Source organism: Halorhodospira sp. 9622 (assembly GCF_022228025.1).
In the GTDB taxonomy this organism is placed as follows: Bacteria; Pseudomonadota; Gammaproteobacteria; order Nitrococcales; family Halorhodospiraceae; genus Halorhodospira; species Halorhodospira halophila_A.
This window is the reverse complement of the sequence record NZ_JAJNRE010000009.1, coordinates 19,648-35,348: the sequence shown is the minus strand read 5'-3', so window position 1 is coordinate 35,348 and position 15,701 is coordinate 19,648. Positions and strand designations below refer to the sequence as shown.

General features: G+C 68.3%; 14 protein-coding genes, 1 tRNA gene and 1 other RNA gene. 10 read left to right on the top strand and 6 right to left on the bottom strand.

Features of this window, described 5'->3' with window-relative positions:
- Positions 1-88 precede the first annotated feature (88 nt).
- From LRG07_RS06870 to proV, 4 genes are all read right to left on the bottom strand, one after another.
- Positions 89-1,222, bottom strand: coding sequence for a hypothetical protein (locus tag LRG07_RS06870; protein WP_238642034.1), 1,134 nt, complete (start codon positions 1,220-1,222; stop codon positions 89-91).
- A 105-nt stretch (positions 1,223-1,327) separates the two neighbouring features.
- On the bottom strand, positions 1,328-2,191 hold the full coding sequence (locus tag LRG07_RS06865) for a glycine betaine ABC transporter substrate-binding protein (RefSeq protein WP_238636766.1): 864 nt from the start codon (positions 2,189-2,191) through the stop codon (positions 1,328-1,330).
- A 78-nt stretch (positions 2,192-2,269) separates the two neighbouring features.
- Positions 2,270-3,394, bottom strand: a complete 1,125-nt coding sequence (locus LRG07_RS06860; RefSeq protein ID WP_238633083.1) for a proline/glycine betaine ABC transporter permease — start codon at positions 3,392-3,394, stop codon at positions 2,270-2,272.
- Between the two features lie 9 nt (positions 3,395-3,403).
- Positions 3,404-4,603: a glycine betaine/L-proline ABC transporter ATP-binding protein ProV gene (proV, locus tag LRG07_RS06855; RefSeq protein ID WP_201167981.1), complete on the bottom strand. Its 1,200-nt coding sequence runs from the start codon at positions 4,601-4,603 to the stop codon at positions 3,404-3,406.
- A 316-nt stretch (positions 4,604-4,919) separates the two neighbouring features.
- On the opposite strand from proV, the gene LRG07_RS06850 reads away from it, so the two are divergent.
- From LRG07_RS06850 to LRG07_RS06825, 6 genes are all read left to right on the top strand, one after another.
- Positions 4,920-5,007: transfer RNA gene (locus LRG07_RS06850), tRNA-Ser, on the top strand.
- A gap of 14 nt (positions 5,008-5,021) precedes the next feature.
- An RNA gene (gene ffs / locus LRG07_RS06845) (signal recognition particle sRNA small type) lies at positions 5,022-5,119 on the top strand.
- Positions 5,120-5,150: 31 nt separating this feature from the next.
- A complete protein-coding gene (gene dnaX / locus LRG07_RS06840) occupies positions 5,151-6,818 on the top strand; it encodes a DNA polymerase III subunit gamma/tau (protein ID WP_238642033.1) in 1,668 nt (555 codons plus the stop codon).
- 24 nt (positions 6,819-6,842) lie between these two features.
- Entirely contained in the window at positions 6,843-7,166 is a 324-nt protein-coding gene (locus LRG07_RS06835) for a YbaB/EbfC family nucleoid-associated protein (RefSeq protein WP_201167975.1), read from the top strand.
- A 10-nt stretch (positions 7,167-7,176) separates the two neighbouring features.
- Positions 7,177-7,782, top strand: coding sequence for a recombination mediator RecR (gene recR / locus LRG07_RS06830; protein WP_238642032.1), 606 nt, complete (start codon positions 7,177-7,179; stop codon positions 7,780-7,782).
- A gap of 25 nt (positions 7,783-7,807) precedes the next feature.
- Positions 7,808-8,152, top strand: a complete 345-nt coding sequence (locus LRG07_RS06825) for a histidine triad nucleotide-binding protein (protein ID WP_238633086.1) — start codon at positions 7,808-7,810, stop codon at positions 8,150-8,152.
- A 29-nt stretch (positions 8,153-8,181) separates the two neighbouring features.
- Here LRG07_RS06825 and LRG07_RS06820 read toward each other — a convergent pair whose 3' ends face one another.
- Entirely contained in the window at positions 8,182-9,684 is a 1,503-nt protein-coding gene (locus tag LRG07_RS06820; RefSeq protein WP_201242882.1) for an HDOD domain-containing protein, read from the bottom strand.
- 126 nt (positions 9,685-9,810) lie between these two features.
- On the opposite strand from LRG07_RS06820, the gene motA reads away from it, so the two are divergent.
- Genes motA through LRG07_RS06800 form a run of 4 tightly spaced genes read left to right on the top strand, consistent with a single transcriptional unit; the run spans position 9,811 to position 13,196 of the window.
- A complete protein-coding gene (gene motA, locus LRG07_RS06815; protein WP_201242883.1) occupies positions 9,811-10,683 on the top strand; it encodes a flagellar motor stator protein MotA in 873 nt (290 codons plus the stop codon).
- Between the two features lie 15 nt (positions 10,684-10,698).
- Positions 10,699-11,748, top strand: a complete 1,050-nt coding sequence (locus LRG07_RS06810; protein WP_238636763.1) for a flagellar motor protein MotB — start codon at positions 10,699-10,701, stop codon at positions 11,746-11,748.
- Between the two features lie 59 nt (positions 11,749-11,807).
- Positions 11,808-12,359: an oligoribonuclease gene (gene orn, locus LRG07_RS06805; RefSeq protein ID WP_201242885.1), complete on the top strand. Its 552-nt coding sequence runs from the start codon at positions 11,808-11,810 to the stop codon at positions 12,357-12,359.
- Positions 12,360-12,377: 18 nt separating this feature from the next.
- Complete coding sequence (locus tag LRG07_RS06800) at positions 12,378-13,196, top strand: sulfurtransferase (RefSeq protein ID WP_238633089.1); 819 nt, start codon at positions 12,378-12,380, stop codon at positions 13,194-13,196.
- 82 nt (positions 13,197-13,278) lie between these two features.
- On the opposite strand, the gene ppsA is transcribed toward LRG07_RS06800, so the two are convergent.
- Complete coding sequence (ppsA, locus tag LRG07_RS06795) at positions 13,279-15,651, bottom strand: phosphoenolpyruvate synthase (protein WP_201167956.1); 2,373 nt, start codon at positions 15,649-15,651, stop codon at positions 13,279-13,281.
- Between the last annotated feature and the right edge of the window lie 50 nt (positions 15,652-15,701).

Sequence of the window (15,701 nt, the reverse complement as noted above, 5' to 3'; positions counted from 1 at the left end):
CAGCCAAAGCAGTAGCCCACAAACAGCAAGGGCGCGACCGAGGCCGCGCCCTTGCAGGTGGCTACATGCTTCTCAGACCCGGATGGGTTTAGAAGTAGTAGTCCATGGTCAGATTCACCGTCTGGGTGAACTCATACTCATCGTCGTCGTACTCGTGACCGCTAACGCCTTCCTCTTGATCGGTGATGTTCTCCAGCTGGAGCTCGGCGTAGATGAAACCGGGGCCGTAGTTGTAGCGGCTGCCCAGGACCAAGTCGTAAGTGGTGTCATCACGCTCACGGTCGCTGTCCGGGGCGCGGCCGGTGAGGTCGCCGTAGTGGTACCAGTCACCCGCGTTGAACCCGGCGCTGAGCATCCCGACCTGGCCGGAGCCTTGCGTTGTGATATCTAGATCATCATCGAACTCATCGGTATCGCCCTGGTCATAGTGGACCAGCTGGCCGGCCAGATCCCAAGCGCCGACGGTGCCCTCGGTGTAGAGGCCAGCCGCCCAGTGCGTCTCGGTTTCCTCACCCGCAGTGAAATCATCATGCTCCTGGTTCGCCAGCTGACCGGCCTGGAGGGAGGCGCCGTAGCGGAAATCGCCTTGGGTGAAGCCAAGATCAGCAACCAGGGTGTTGATCTTGTGATAGGTGTCGTTGCTGCCCCAATGGCCCAGGGTGCCGTCGTCCAGCGAGGTGGTGTCGGTGCCCCAGTTCTGGCTCTTGATGTACATGAAGCTCATGTCCATCGGGTTGTTCACCGGGTCGAAGTCGAAGCGGATGCCCGGGTTGTACTGGTCACCGAAGCCGGAGGCCAGGCGCTCGCCGGGCCAGAAGTTGAAGCGGCTGTAGGTGAACGGGACCTCGGTCTTGCCGACGGTCATCGTCCACTCCTCGCCGTAATGGCGGCCGATGGCCAGCTCCTTGATGCCGATCACGCTGCGGTTCGCTGCAGCATCAGACTCGTCTTCACTAATGCCGGTCCCCTGGAAGCTGCCCCAGCCGAGGCGGACCTCACCGTCGAAGAACCAGTCACCGTGCTGATGATTGGCGTAGATGTTGAACGACTCGAAGTCGAGATCGCCGTAGCGATCCTCGCTGGCGTCATCGTCAACGTCGTACTGGTAGTTGATCCACGCCCCGAAACCGAGGACGTCGTCCAGCGCCAGGGCCGAGGACATCGGCGTGGCCAGGGCCACGGCCGCACCGGAGAGGACCAGGCTCTTGGTCTTGTTGTTCATGGGTGCTCCCTCTTTTTGGCTCTCTATTGAATCGTGGTGCCCGAATACTTTCGCCGAAACGGCGGGGGCCCGGCAAGGGCCGGGCCCCGCGTCAGGCCGAGCGGATCAGTCGCGGGCGCAACGGATCCATTCGTCGACCAGATCGGCCTCCTCGTCGAGGAACTGCTCGACGGCCGCCTCGGTGCCTTCCTCGCGGCCGAGGAACATGTACTCGTTGAGCAGATCGATGTCGATGTTGATGCAGCTGGCGAACTCCGCCACCTCGGGGTGGTCCTCGGGGAAGCCCTCACGCGACATGGCGTTGATGTGCTCCGCGCCGCCGAGGCTGCCCTCCGGATCCTCCAGGTAGGCGAGGTTCCAGGCGCCGAACTTCCAGTGCGGGCTCCAGCCGGTGACCACGATGGCCTCGTCACGGCGGGCCGAACGGGCCAGCGAGGCGGTCATGGCGGAGTCGGAGGCCTCGACCAGGTTGTAGTCCAGGTCGTAGTCCTCGATCACGTCATGGGAGAGGCGGGTGAGACCGGCGCCCGGGTCGATGCCCTGGATCTGCCCGTCGAGGCGATCCTGCCACTCCGGATCCTTGAGGTCCTCGATGGAGGTCAGGCCCTCGTCGTAGAGGTACTGCGGGACGATCCAGCCCAGGGCGGCGTCGTCGTAGAGAACGCCCAGGTCGACGATGTCGTCGCCGAACTCCTCGATGTAGTCCTCGTGGGTGATCGGCTGCCAGGACATGAGCATCAGGTCGATGTCGCCCTGGGCGAGGCCGGTGTACTGCGGCGCGATGTCGGTCTGCACCAGCTCAACGTCGGTGTTGAACTCGCTGGTGATGACATCCTCGGCCATCCGCGTGATGAACTCGGCGTCGGCCCAGGCCGTCCAGCCGATGCGGATCTCGTCGGCGTTGGCCGCGGAGGCCATGCCGGCGGTGATGGCGGCGGTGGCCGCCGCGGTGGTCAGCTTGCGTCGCATGGTACCACTCCTCTGCTGCTTTCCCTCAGTCCGCCCCGCGCCGGCCCCGGAGGGCCGGCCACGGGGCCGGGTTCGTGTTCAGCCCTGGGCGGCCGGGCCCTGCTGGCGGTTGCCGAAGAACCAGCGCAGCAGCGCCCCGTAATCGCGCCCCTGGCCGTGCCGGCGCTCGCCGAAGCTCTGCGAGATGCGATCCAGCAGGATGGCCAGGAAGACCACGGCGAGGCCGCCCTCGAAGCCGAGCCCTACCTGCAGGCGCTGGATGCCGGTGAGCACCGTGCCACCCAAGCCACCGGCGCCGATCATGGAGGCGATGACCACCATGGACAAGGCCAGCATGATCGTCTGGTTGATGCCCTGCATGATCGACGGCATGGCCAGCGGCAGCTGGATCTTGACCAGCAGCTGTCGCGGTGTGCAGCCGAAGGCCTGGCCGGCTTCCACGTGCTCCTGGCTGACCTGGCGGATGCCGAGGTTGGTCAGGCGCACCGCCGGCGGCATGGCGAAGATCAGCGTGGCGATGGCCCCCGGCACCGTGCCCAGACCGAAGAAGATCGCCGCCGGGATCAGGTAGACGAAGGGCGGCATGGTCTGCATCAGGTCCAGGATGGGGCGGACCACCATCTCCACCCGGTCGCTGCGCGACATGGCCACACCGATGGGCAGGCCGATGATCAGCGCGGCAATGGAGGAGGCCACCACCAGCGACAGGGTGCGGATGGTCTCGGGCCAGAGCTCCATGCTGAAGATCAGCGCCAGGGCGATGACGGCAAAGATGCCGAAGCGCCAGCCCACGCGCCAGAAGCTGACCAGGATCACCAACAGCGCCAGCACCCAGGGTGGCGGGTACCAGAGCAGCGCCTGGATGGCCTCGGAGAACAGCCCCATGCCGAACAGCGCCACGGCCACGCCGAGGGCGATCAGGCCGGCCTTGCGGCCCCACGTCCGCCAGGCGCCGACCACCAGGAAGAAGGCGGCGACCCACAGCGGGTAGAGGAGGAGGAACTCGGTGGCGTCGACCAGGGCGCGGATGGCCCCCTCGATGCCGTCGAGCAGGGGCTCGAGGTTGTCGCTGATCCAGTCGACACCGTTTTCGATCCAGTCGCCGATGGTGATCCGGTCCAGCACGTTGTCGCTGAACCACTCGGCGGCCTGATCGATCGGGCCGATGGTTTCGTGTTCCTCGATATCCGGTTGATCTTGCATGTCTGTCCCTTACGCCTGTTGGGTGCGATCCAGGGTGAGCAGCAGCTGGCTGCGCGAGAGGGTGCCGACGTAGTGCCCGTCGTCATCCACCACCACCAGCGGGTACTCGCTCTCGGCCGACGGCCCGAGCACGTCGGAGATCGCCGTGTCGGCCGCGATGGTCTGCACGCCACTGAGAAAGGCGTCGCCGTATTCGGTGCTGCCGCCGCTGCGGATGGCGTCGGTAAGGCTGTCGACGGAGACCAGCCCCTGGAAGCGGCGGTTGCGGTCGATGACCACGCCGATGTCGCTGGCGTAGTGCTTGAGCCGCTCGAGCGCGGCGCGCACGTCCACGCCGGGGCGCTGGATCACGGTGACCCGGCGGCGCTCGGCGATGTCGCCGGCGTTGTAGACCTGGCTGACGTCCACGCCGTAGAAGAAGGAGCGCACGTACTCGTTGGCCGGGTTGGAGACGATCTCCTCCGGCGTGCCGATCTGGACCACCTGACCGCCCTCCATGATGGCGATGCGGTCGCCGATGCGCATGGCCTCGTCCAGATCGTGGGAGATGAAGATGACCGTGCGGCTCTGCTCCTGCTGCAGACGGATCAGCTCATCCTGCATCTCGGTTCGGATCAGCGGGTCGAGGGCCGAGAAGGCCTCGTCCATGAGCAGGATGGAGGGGTCGGTGGCCAGGGCGCGGGCAAGGCCGACGCGCTGCTTCATGCCGCCGGAGAGTTCGTCGGGGTAGCTGTCGGCGTTGGCCGCCAGGCCGACGGCCTCGAGGGCCTGCAGGGCCTTCTCGCGTCGCTCCGCGGTGCCGTGCCCGGAGACGTCCAGGCCGAAGGCGGCATTCTCGGCGACGGTCTTGTGCGGGAGCAGGGCGAAGGACTGGAACACCATGGACATGTCGCGTCGGCGCATGTTGATGAGCTCCTGCTGGCTCATCGCCATGATGTCGTGGCCATCGACATAGATGTGGCCGTAGGTCGGGTCGATCAGGCGGTTGAACATCCGCACCATGGTCGACTTGCCGGAGCCCGACAGCCCCATGATGACGAAGACTTCACCCTCGTGGATGGTGAAGCTCGCTTCGCGCACGCCGACGGTGTTGCCGGTGCGCTGGAAGATGTCGTCCTTGTTGTAGCCCTGTTTGAGCAGCTCCATGGCCCGCTCGGGTTTCGGGCCGAAAATCTTGTAGAGGTCTTCTACGACGAGTTTTTCAGTCATGCTGATCCGTCGGTTTGAATGGAGCGTGGTGCAATCAATGCTAGGGGTGCGCGTGCCGCGGCCACTGGGGGATCAGTAGCTTGAACAAGGCCCGGGCCGGGCGACGGCTGGTGTGAAGCGAGCGCGTGTGCGCTGCCTTTTTGCTTGGTCATGCTTTTCAACTAGAACATGCCCAATGCACCCGTTGCAAGATCAGCATGTTAAAAAGCCCTCTTTCGGGTCCGGGAGCGGGGGGCGGCCGCGGCGCGGCGTTTGCGTCCACCCGCCGTATGCCTTATGCTTTCGCGTTCCAATCGTAACGGCGATTGGCGACTCAGGAGAGGTGTCCGAGCGGTCGAAGGAGCGCGCCTGGAAAGCGCGTGTACCGAAAGGTACCGAGGGTTCGAATCCCTCCCTCTCCGCCAGGCGATGGTGGCTGCACCGGTCCCCCCGCGACGAGTCGCTGTGAACCCCGTCAGGCCCGGAAGGGAGCAGCGGCAGCAGCGATCCTCGGGCGCCGGGGTGTGGCTGGTGTGGCTGCCTCCACCCAACCGGAGCCGCCGTCGGCATGACCTACCAAGCCCTTGCGCGCAAGTGGCGGCCACGCCGCTTCGAAGAGGTGGCCGGCCAGGAGCACGTCCTGCGCGCGTTGGCCAACGCCCTGGCCGATGGCCGTCTCCACCACGCCTACCTGTTCAGCGGCACCCGCGGGGTCGGCAAGACCACCGTGGCGCGCATCCTCGCCAAGTGCCTGAACTGCGAGCAGGGCATCACCGCCGAGCCCTGCGGCACCTGTGACAGCTGCCGCGAGCTGGACGCCGGGCGCTTCGTCGACCTGATCGAAGTCGACGCCGCCTCGCGGACCAAGGTCGAAGATACCCGCGAGCTGCTGGACAACGTCCAGTACGCGCCCACCCGCGGGCGGTTCAAGATCTACCTCATCGACGAGGTCCACATGCTCTCCAGCCACAGCTTCAACGCGCTGTTGAAGACGCTGGAGGAGCCCCCGGACCACGTGAAGTTCCTGCTGGCCACCACGGATCCGCAGAAGCTGCCGGTCACCGTCCTTTCGCGCTGCCTGCAGTTCCACCTGCGCCGTCTCTCCAGCACCCTGATCCGCGATCGGCTGCTGGGGCTGGCTGAAGAAGAGGGCGTGACGGTGGAGTCCGGCGCCGCCGCTCGCCTGGCCCGCGCCGCCGACGGCAGCCTGCGCGACGCCCTGAGCCTGCTCGACCAGGCGCTGGCCTTTGGCGAGGGGGCGGCCCGGGACGACGAGGTCGCGGCGATGCTCGGCGCCATCGAGCGCGACCACGTGCTGGCGGTGCTCACTGCCCTGGCCGATGACGATGGCGCGGCACTGATCGGTGCTGCCCGGCAGATGGCCGAGGCGGCGGCGGACTTCGACGAGGCCCTGGCCGAGCTGGTGGCCACGGTGCACAGCCTGGCCCTGGCGCAGCAGGTGCCCTCGGCCATCGGCGAGGACGAGCCCGAACGCGATCGGCTGCTGGCGCTGGCCGAGCGCATCGATGCCGAGGATCTGCAGCTCTACTACCAGATCGGCGTCAATGCCCGCCGCGATCTGCCCTACGCACCGGACCCGGCCACCGGCTTCGAGATGGCCCTGCTGCGCATGCACGCCTTCCGACCCGCCGAGACGGCGCCGCGGATCAGCGCACCAGCGGGCAGTGGTGGGGCGGCGGCCGGCGGTGGGGCCGGCCCGTCTGTGGCGAACGCGCCGCCCTCGGGAGCGGGGTTGGGTGCGGCCGCGCCCCGGGATGGGGCTCCGGCGTCGGCGCCGCCCCCGGCTGAAGGCGCGGAGGCGGGTCCGCAGCCGGCCAGCGACGACGAGGAGGGCGCGGCGCGCTGGACGCGGATCGTCGGCGAGCTCGACGGGCCGCTGCGCATGCTTGCCGGACAGTGCGAGTGGGTCGGCCGCGAGGGGGAGCGTGTTATCCTGCGGCTGGACGAAAGCCACGAATACCTGAACAATGCCGAGCGGCGCGAGCGGCTGCAGACGGCGCTGGGGCGGGTCTTCGGGGAGGCGATCACCCTGCGCATCGACATCGGCCCGACCCGGTGGACGCCGGCGATGGCCGAACGGCAGCAGACCCGCGAGCGCCAGGCCGACGCGGAGCGGGCCCTGGCCGCGGACCCCGGGCTGCAGGGGCTGTGCGAGGCCTTCGACGGCCAGCTCCACGGCGTGCGGCCGGCCGATGGCGAGAGCAATCATCCGTAAAGACGAGCATCGAGGTAGAAGGCGATGAAGGGCGGACTCGGCAATATCATGAAGCAGGCCCAGCAGTTGCAGGAGGACATGCAGAAGGCCCAGGAGGAGATCGCTGCCATGGAGGTCAGCGGCGAGGCCGGGGCGGGCATGGTTAAGGTGACCATGACCGGGCGCAACGAGGTGCGCAAGGTCGAGATCGACCCCTCGCTGTTCGAGGACGACCGGGAGATGGTCGAGGACCTGGTGGCGGCGGCGGTCAACGACGCCGTGCAGAAGGTCCAGCGCGAGAGCCAGGAGCGCATGTCCGGCATGGCCGAGGGCATGGGCCTGCCCCCGGGGATGAAGCTGCCGTTCTGATCGGCAGCCGATGAGCGTCTACTCGCCGCGGCTGCGCGAGCTGGTCGAGGGGCTGCGCCGTCTGCCCGGAGTGGGCGCCAAGACGGCGCAGCGCATGGCGCTGCATCTGCTCCAGCGCGACCGTGACGGTGCCCGGCAGCTTACCGCTGCGCTGCAGGGGGCGGTGGAGGGCGTTGGCCACTGCCCCGATTGCGGGCTGCTGACCGAGGAAGAGCGCTGCGGGCTCTGTGCCAGCCCGCAGCGCCGTCGTACGCTGCTGTGCGTGGTCGAGAGCAGCGCCGACGTCTTTGCCCTCGAGCAGGCCACGGATTTCCAGGGGCTCTACTTCGTCCTCGGTGGGGCGCTGTCGCCGCTCGACGGCATCGGCCCGGAAGAGCTCGGGCTGGATCGGCTGCAGCAGCGGCTGGATGCCGGCGAGGTCGAAGAGATCATCCTCGCCACCAATCCCACCATCGAGGGCGAGGCCACCGCCCACTACGTCCAGAGCCTGGCCGCCGAGCGCGGGGTGCGCACCACGCGCATCGCCCACGGGGTGCCCATGGGCGGCGCGCTGGAGCAGGTGGACCAGGGGACCCTCTCTCACGCTTTCATGGGGCGGCGGGATTACGAGGGCTGAGCATCGGCCGGAAAAGGAGGCACCGATGACCGACTGTATCTTCTGCAAGATCGTCGCCGGGGAACTCCCCGCGGATATCGTCCACAGCGGCGAGCAGGTGATCGCCTTTCGGGATCTCCATCCCCAGGCGCCGACCCACATCCTGATCATCCCGCGGCGCCACGTGCCGACGCTGCACGATCTGACCGCCGACGACGGCGAACTGCTCAACGAGATGTTCACCGCCGCCCGCACCCTGGCCGAGCAGGAGGGCCTCAGCGAGCGCGGCTACCGCACCGTCTTCAACTGCAAGGACGAGGGCGGGCAGGAGATCCACCACCTGCACCTGCACCTGCTCGGTGGCCGGCAGATGACCTGGCCGCCGGGCTGAGCGCCGTGGCCGCCGCCGCGGGTCGTGGGCTACAGCTCGCCGAGGCGCTGGCCGCCGAGGGCGCAGAGCCGCCGGAACGCCTGGAAGCTCGGCTCGTCGAGGGCGTTGTCGATGCGGTGGCGGTCGGCGTAGACCATCCCCTGCGGGCGGCCGTTGGCGAACACCGCGGCGAGGAAGGCCGAACGGCCGTCGGCGAGGGCGTGCAGGGGCTGCGGCACGCGGTGCCGGATCCGCTCGTAGCGCTGCGGCGTCAGCCACACCGCCGACGGCTTCGCCATCAGCTCCTGTAGGAGCGAGGGGCGGGCGAGGTCCACCCGAAAGCGGTGGAAGTTCGGGTCGCCGGCGGCGCCGAGGACGTACTGTCCGGCCAGGGTCTCGCCGTCCGGGAGCATCTGGGCGTAGAGCACGCGGCTCAGCCCCAGGCCGTCGTAGAGCCCGGTGAGGACCAGGTTGAGGATGCAGTCGCGGGGCGAGACGCGGCCCTGGCGGCGGCGCATCTGCGCCTCGGAGCGCGCGTAGTCGCGGTTCTCCAGTTCATGGCGCACCCGTTGGAAGACCTCGCGACGCGGCGCCAGGCAGACGCCGCCCTTGGCGGTGCCGTCGGAGAGGTAGGGGTTGTCGGAGGTCTCGCTGATCGGCGCGCGAGCCGGTTGTTCCGGCTCGTCCTCGTCCGTCTCGCCCAGCAGCGGGGCGAAGGTCACCGGTTTCCAGGGCAGCAGCTCGGCGGCCTCGGCGGCGCCGGCGGAGATCTCCGCCCGGGTGGCCTCGTCGTCGAGTTCGAGTAGCTCGGCGAGGGCGTCGAGCAGCGGCGGCATCTCCGGGTGGTGCCAGCCCTGGCGGGCCAGGGCGGCCAGCCGGGTGGCCAGGCCCACCGCCCAGCTGCGCGGCGAGCGCGTGTCGGCGGCCAGCGCCTCGCTGGATTCGGCCACCAGGGCGGGCAACTGCCACTGCTGGGCCAGGGCCAGGTTGAGTTCCCCCAGGGAGAAGCCGAGGGCCACGTACTCCGCCTCGGAGGCGTAGGCGGGCTCCGGGGCCATCTCGTGGATGGTGCGCATCACCCGGCCCTCGTCGTGGCTCCACATGACCAACTCGGCGCTGTGGCGCAGCATCGCGGCGGTGTAGACCTCGTTGGGCAGCAGATCGGCGAGCTGCCACGCCCAGCGCCGGGCCTGGCAGGCGGCGTGGATGGCCCGCTCGCAGGTGAACAGGTAACCGCGGTAGTTGACCCGGGTCAGGGCCGATTCGGCGCGGGGCAGCCCGTCGGCCACAGCACGGACGTTGCGCACCCCGCGCAGGAGCACGGCCTCTTCCATGCTGTGCACGCCGGAGTCCAGGTGGCGCGAGGCGTGGGTATTGACGTCGCGGATCAGCCCGAGGACCAGGGCCGGGTCCACGTAGATCTGCGCGGCCAGATCGCGCGGCGGCAGCTCATAGTCCAGCGTGTGCCGGGGCAGGCGCGGCAGCCGCGGCTCGCCGATGGCCGCAACCCAGTCCTCCAGACGCCGCTGCGGGGATTCGGGATCCTTGTTCATGGCGTCATTGTAGGGCCCCCGAACGGCTCCGGGAATGGAAAGGGCGCTGCCCCGACAGGGTTGATCGGTTAGACTGGCGGCCACGGATCCTCCAGCCAGCAGCCACAGGGGGGCAGGCAGGCACACATGCTGGTTATCATTGGCGCTGCCATCGCATTCTTCTCGGTGATCGTCGGCTACGCCGCCCACGGCGGCCCGCTGGCCATCCTCTGGCAGCCGTACGAATTCCTGATCATCTTCGGCGCGGCCATCGGCGGCTTCCTGATCGCCAATCCGCTGAAGGTCATCAAGCGGGTGTTGAGCACCATCCCCAAGATCCCCGGCGGAGCGCCCTACGGGCGCGAGCACTACATGGATCTGCTCGCGCTGCTCTACGAGATCTTCCAGCGCGCCCAGCGCGACGGGCTGCTCTCCATCGAGGACGATGTGGACAACCCCCACGAGAGCGAGTTGTTCAAGTCCTACCCGCGCATCCTCAACGACCACGTGGCCCTGGAGTTCCTCTGCGACTACCTCCGTCTCATGGTGGGGGGCAACATGAACCCCTTCGAGATGGAGAACCTCATGGACGTGGAGATCGAGTCCCACCACAAGGAGGCGTCGCACCCGGCGGCCGCGGTGAACAAGGTGGCCGACGCCATGCCCGGGTTCGGCATCATCGCCGCGCTGCTCGGCGTGGTCATCGCCCTCGGTTCTTTGGACGAGGACGTGATGACCATCGGCGGGTTGGTGGCCTCGGCGCTGGTCGGCACCTTCACCGGCATCTTCGCCGGTTACGCCTTCGTCGGCCCGCTGGGCCAGGCCATGGAGCACCGGGCGCAGGAGCAGACCAAGTTCCTGGAGACCATCAAGCTGACCCTTTTGGCCGTGCTCAACGGCTACAAGCCGGTGGTGGCGGTGGAGTTCGGCCGCAAGGCGATGTTCGAGGCGGAGCGACCGACCTTCTTCGAGCTCGAGGAGCACGTGAAGATGCAGGCCGCCCGCAGTCAGGACGCTTAAGGGCAGCCCCGGGGCATGGTCGAGGAGAACAAGACCCGCCCGGTCGTCATCAAGAAGGTGGCGAAGCACGGCGAGGAGCACCACGGCGGCTCGTGGAAGATTGCCTTCGCCGACTTCATGACGGCGATGTTCGCCATCTTCCTGGTCCTTTGGCTGCTGCTCGCCCTGGACGATGATCAGCGCAAGGGCATCGGCCAGTACTTCCGGGATCCGCAGGCGGCCCATCCGCCGGCGGCCCGCGACGTGATCGACTTCGAGGGCGAGCGCCGCGCGCCCATCGACCTGGAGGGCATGCCCCTGGGCGAGGGCGGGTTCATTCGGGCCGAGGAGATGCAGGATCTGGCCGAGCGCTTCCAGGATGCGGTGATGGACGACCCGGACCTGGCCGAGTACGCCGATCAGATCATGCTCGATATCACCGACGACGGTCTGCGCATCCAGCTGGTCGACCACGACGGTCGGCCGATGTTCGAACTCGGCAGCGCCGACCCCAAGGACCACACCGAGGAGATCCTCCGTGCCCTGGCCGGTGTGCTCGAGGAGGTGCCCAATCCGGTCTCGCTCTCCGGTCACACCGACGCCCGGCCGTTTGCCCGGGACGACTACGACAACTGGTCGCTGTCCACCGACCGGGCCCATTCCGCTCGGCAGACGCTGGTCGACGGGGGGCTGCCCGCGGGGCGCATCGGCCAGGTGGTCGGCTACGCCGATACCATCCCCGCCGACCCGGACGACCCCCGGGCCGACATCAACCGCCGCATCTCCGTCGTCCTGCTCAGCCGCGCGGCGGTGGCGAGCATCGCCGAGCGCGAGCGGCGCATGGACCCCGATGAGCACGCCCTGGATGCCTTGCCGCGCCGGCCGCGGGAGCTGCTGACCCCGGAGGAGCGGCGGATCGAGCAGGGGCTCGACGACGTCGACGAGACGGTCCCGGAGGTCGATGAGGATGAGGCGGCGGAGGCCGACGGCGAGGCCGAGGAGGCGCCGGACGACGACGGGGAGGAGGCGGGCCCCGAGGTGGAGATGCCCGACCTGGAGCCCCCGGCCGAGCCGGAGACCTGGTGACGCCCGGGCTCGGCGCCGATGCTAGACTGAACCACTCACGCGCAGGCGAGAGCACACGTATGGGTTTCTCTGAATGGAATCTGATCTGGATCGATCTTGAGATGACCGGTCTGGATCCGAGTCGCGACCGGATCATCGAGATCGCGGTGGTGGTCACCGACAGCAACCTCGACACGCTGGCCGAGGGGCCGGTGCTGGCCATCCACCAGGATCGATCCCTGCTCGATGGCATGGACGAGTGGAACACCCGACAGCACGGCCGCTCGGGGCTGACCGAGCGGGTGCGGGCCAGCACGGTGACCGAGGCGGAGGCCGAGGCGCAGGTGCTGGCATTCCTCAAGCAGCACGTGCCGCCGCGCACCTCGCCGATGTGCGGTAACAGCATCTGCCAGGACCGCCGTTTCCTGGCGCGCTGGATGCCGGATCTGGAGGCCTACTTCCACTACCGCCACATCGATGTCAGCACCCTCAAGGAACTGGCCCGGCGCTGGGCGCCGGAGGTGGCCGACGGGGTGCGCAAGTCCGGCAACCACCTGGCCCTGGACGATATACGCGACTCCATCAACGAGCTGCGCCACTACCGGCGCGAGTTCCTGCGCATGCCGGCCTGACGCCGGCGGGAGGGGAGGATGCTGCTGCTCGATCCGGGCGATCTGCAGACCCTGCGCGAGCGCGAACCGGTGCTCGTGGTGGATGTCGGGGACGACGACGGCCGCTACCGGCAGACGCACATCCCGGGGGCGGTGCACCTGCCCTACGGCCACCTGACGCGCGCCGAGCCGCCGGCGATGGGGCTGGTCCCCGACGCCGCGGTCCTGGGCAAACGCCTGGGCGCGGTGGGGATCGACGACTCGGTCACGGTCATTGCCTATGACTCCGACGGCGGGGGGCGGGCGAGCCGCCTGCTATGGACGCTGGATCTACTCGGTCATCCCCGCCATGGGTTGCTCAACGGTGGTCTTCAGGGGTGGCTCGCCGAGGAGGGGCCGGTGGAAGGCGGCGCGGTGGCACCGCAGCCGTGCAGCTACCCGGCGCAGATCCGCCATCCCGAGTGCCTGGTCGACCGCGACTGGGTGCTGGCGCACCTGGACGACCCATCGGTGACGCTCATCGACGCCCGGTCCCGGGGGGAATACACCGGTACCGACGTCCGCGCCCGCCGGGGTGGTCACATCCCGGGGGCGGTGCACCTGGACTGGCAGGCGCTGATGGATCCCGAGGATCCGCCGCTACTGCGCCCGGCGCCGCAGGTGCAGCAGCTGCTGCACGAGCGCGGCATCGACGACCCGCAGCAGGAGCTGGTGGTGCACTGCCAGACCCACCACCGCTCATCCCTGACCTACGTGGTGCTGCGCGCGCTGGGCTACCAGCGGGTGCGCGCCTACGCCGGCTCCTGGTCGGAGTGGGGCAACGATCCGGAGCTGCCGGTCCGCGAAGGCGGCCCGTAGCAGTGCATCGCAGCGGGTAACCGTGGGGAAGGGCGGACCGGGGAGGGGCGCCGCCGCCCCCCCGGTCCGTGGGAGCAGCGCCTTACTGCTCCTTGCCCGCCAGATACAGCCAGGTCTCGACGACCGTATCCGGGTTCAGGGAGACGCTCTCGATGCCCTCGTCCATCAGCCACTGGGCCAGGTCGGGGTAGTCCGACGGGCCCTGGCCGCAAATGCCGACGTACTTGCCGTGGCGGCGGCAGGCCTGGATGGCCATGGAGAGCATGCGCTTGACCGCCTCGTTGCGCTCGTCGAACTGATCGGCGATGACACCCGAGTCACGATCCAGTCCAAGGGTCAACTGAGTCAGGTCGTTGGAGCCGATCGAGAAGCCGTCGAAGTGCTCCAGGAACTCGTCGGCGAGCACGGCGTTGGAGGGCAGCTCGCACATCATCATGACCTTCAGGCCGTCCTTGCCGCGCTCCAGGCCGTTCTCGGCAAGCAGGCGGATGACCTGCTCGGCCTCGGCGGTGGTGCGCACGAAGGGCACCATCAGCCAGACGTTGTCCAGGCCCATCTCGTCTCGGACCCGGCGCAGGGCGCGGCACTCGAGCTTGAAGCACTCCTGGAAGTCGGGGCTGATGTAGCGCGAGGCGCCCCGGAAGCCGATCATCGGGTTCTCTTCGTGCGGCTCGTACTTCTCGCCACCGATGAGGTTGGCGTACTCGTTGGACTTGAAGTCCGACATGCGCACGATCACCGGCTTCGGGTGGAAGGCGGCGCCGAGCATGGAGACCCCCTCGGCGAGCTTGTCCACGTAGAACTCCTCGGGGTTCTCGTAGCCGGCCGTCTGCGAGCGGATGACCCGCTTGATCGACTCCTCCTGCTGATCGAACTCGAGCAGCGCCCGGGGGTGGATGCCGATCATCCGGTTGATGATGAACTCCACGCGGGCGAGGCCGACGCCCTCGTTGGGCAGGAACTGGAAGTCGAAGGCGCGGTCCGGGTTGCCGACGTTCATCATGATCTTGAACGGCAGATCCGGCATGTCGGACAGGGAGACCTCGCGGACCTCGAAGTCCTGCTTGCCCTCGTAGACGTAGCCGGTGTCGCCCTCGGCGCAGGAGACGGTGGCGTCGATGCTATCCGGGATGGTCTCGGTGGCATTGCCGCAGCCGACGATTGCCGGGATGCCGAGCTCGCGGGCGATGATCGCGGCGTGGCAGGTGCGGCCACCGCGGTTGGTGACGATCGCCGCCGCGCGCTTCATGATCGGCTCCCAGTCCGGGTCGGTCATGTCGGTGACCAGCACGTCGCCTTCCTGGACGCGGTTGATCTCACTGACATCCTGGACGACGCGGGTGGGGCCGGCGCCGATGCGCTGGCCGATGGCACGACCCTCGGTCAGCACCTGGCCGCGATCCTTGAGGTGGTAGCGCTCGAGCACCTGGCCGCCGTCCCGGCTTTTCACCGTCTCCGGGCGGGCCTGGAGGATGTAGAGCTGCCCGTCCTCGCCGTCCTTGCCCCACTCGATGTCCATGGGGCGGCCGTAATGCTTCTCGATGATCACCGCCTGGCGGGCGAGATCCTCGATGTCGGCGTCGTTGAGGCAGAAGCGCATGCGGTCGGACTCGGGGACGTCGACGGTCTCGACGGTCTTGCCGTGCTCGGTGCTGCCCGAGTAGACCATCTTGATCGCCTTGCCGCCGAGGTTGCGGCGCAGGATGGCCGGGCGGTTCTGCTCGAGGTTGGGCTTGTAGACGTAGAACTCGTCGGGGTTGACCGCGCCCTGGACCACCGTCTCGCCCAGGCCCCAGGAGGCGGTGACGAAGACGGCCTCACGGAAGCCGGACTCGGTGTCCATGGTGAACATCACGCCGGAGGCGCCGATATCGGAGCGCACCATGCGCTGGATGCCCGCCGAAAGGGCCACCTGCTCGTGGTCGAAGCCGTGGTGGACGCGATAGGCGATGGCGCGGTCGGTGAATAGAGAGGCGAAGACGTGGTGGATGGCCTCGCGGATGCCGTCCAGGCCGCGGACGTTGAGGAAGGTCTCCTGCTGACCGGCGAAGGAGGCATCCGGCAGGTCCTCGGCGGTGGCCGAGGAGCGCACGGCGAAGGAGGCCTCGCCCGGGTGCTGCGACTCGAGCTTCTCGTAGCCGGCGCGGATGGCGGCGTCGAGGCTCTCGGGCAGGGGCGCGTCGAGGATCATCTGGCGGATCTTCGCGCCGGTGGCGGCGAGCTGCTCGACGTCGTCGACATCCAGCCCCGCCAGCGCGTCACGGATCCCCGAGCGCAGGTTGTTGGCGTCGAGGAACTCCCAGTACGCCTTCGCCGTGGTGGCGAACCCGCCCGGGACACGGACGCCCGCCTTGGCGAGGTTGCTGATCATCTCGCCGAGGGAGGCGTTCTTGCCGCCTACCTGGTCAACATCGCCCATGCCAAGGGCGTCGAACTCCACTACGTAATCTTGCAAGGCTGTGCTCCCCTGAAGCGTCACAATGGCCGTGCTCGCGGTGCTGCGTG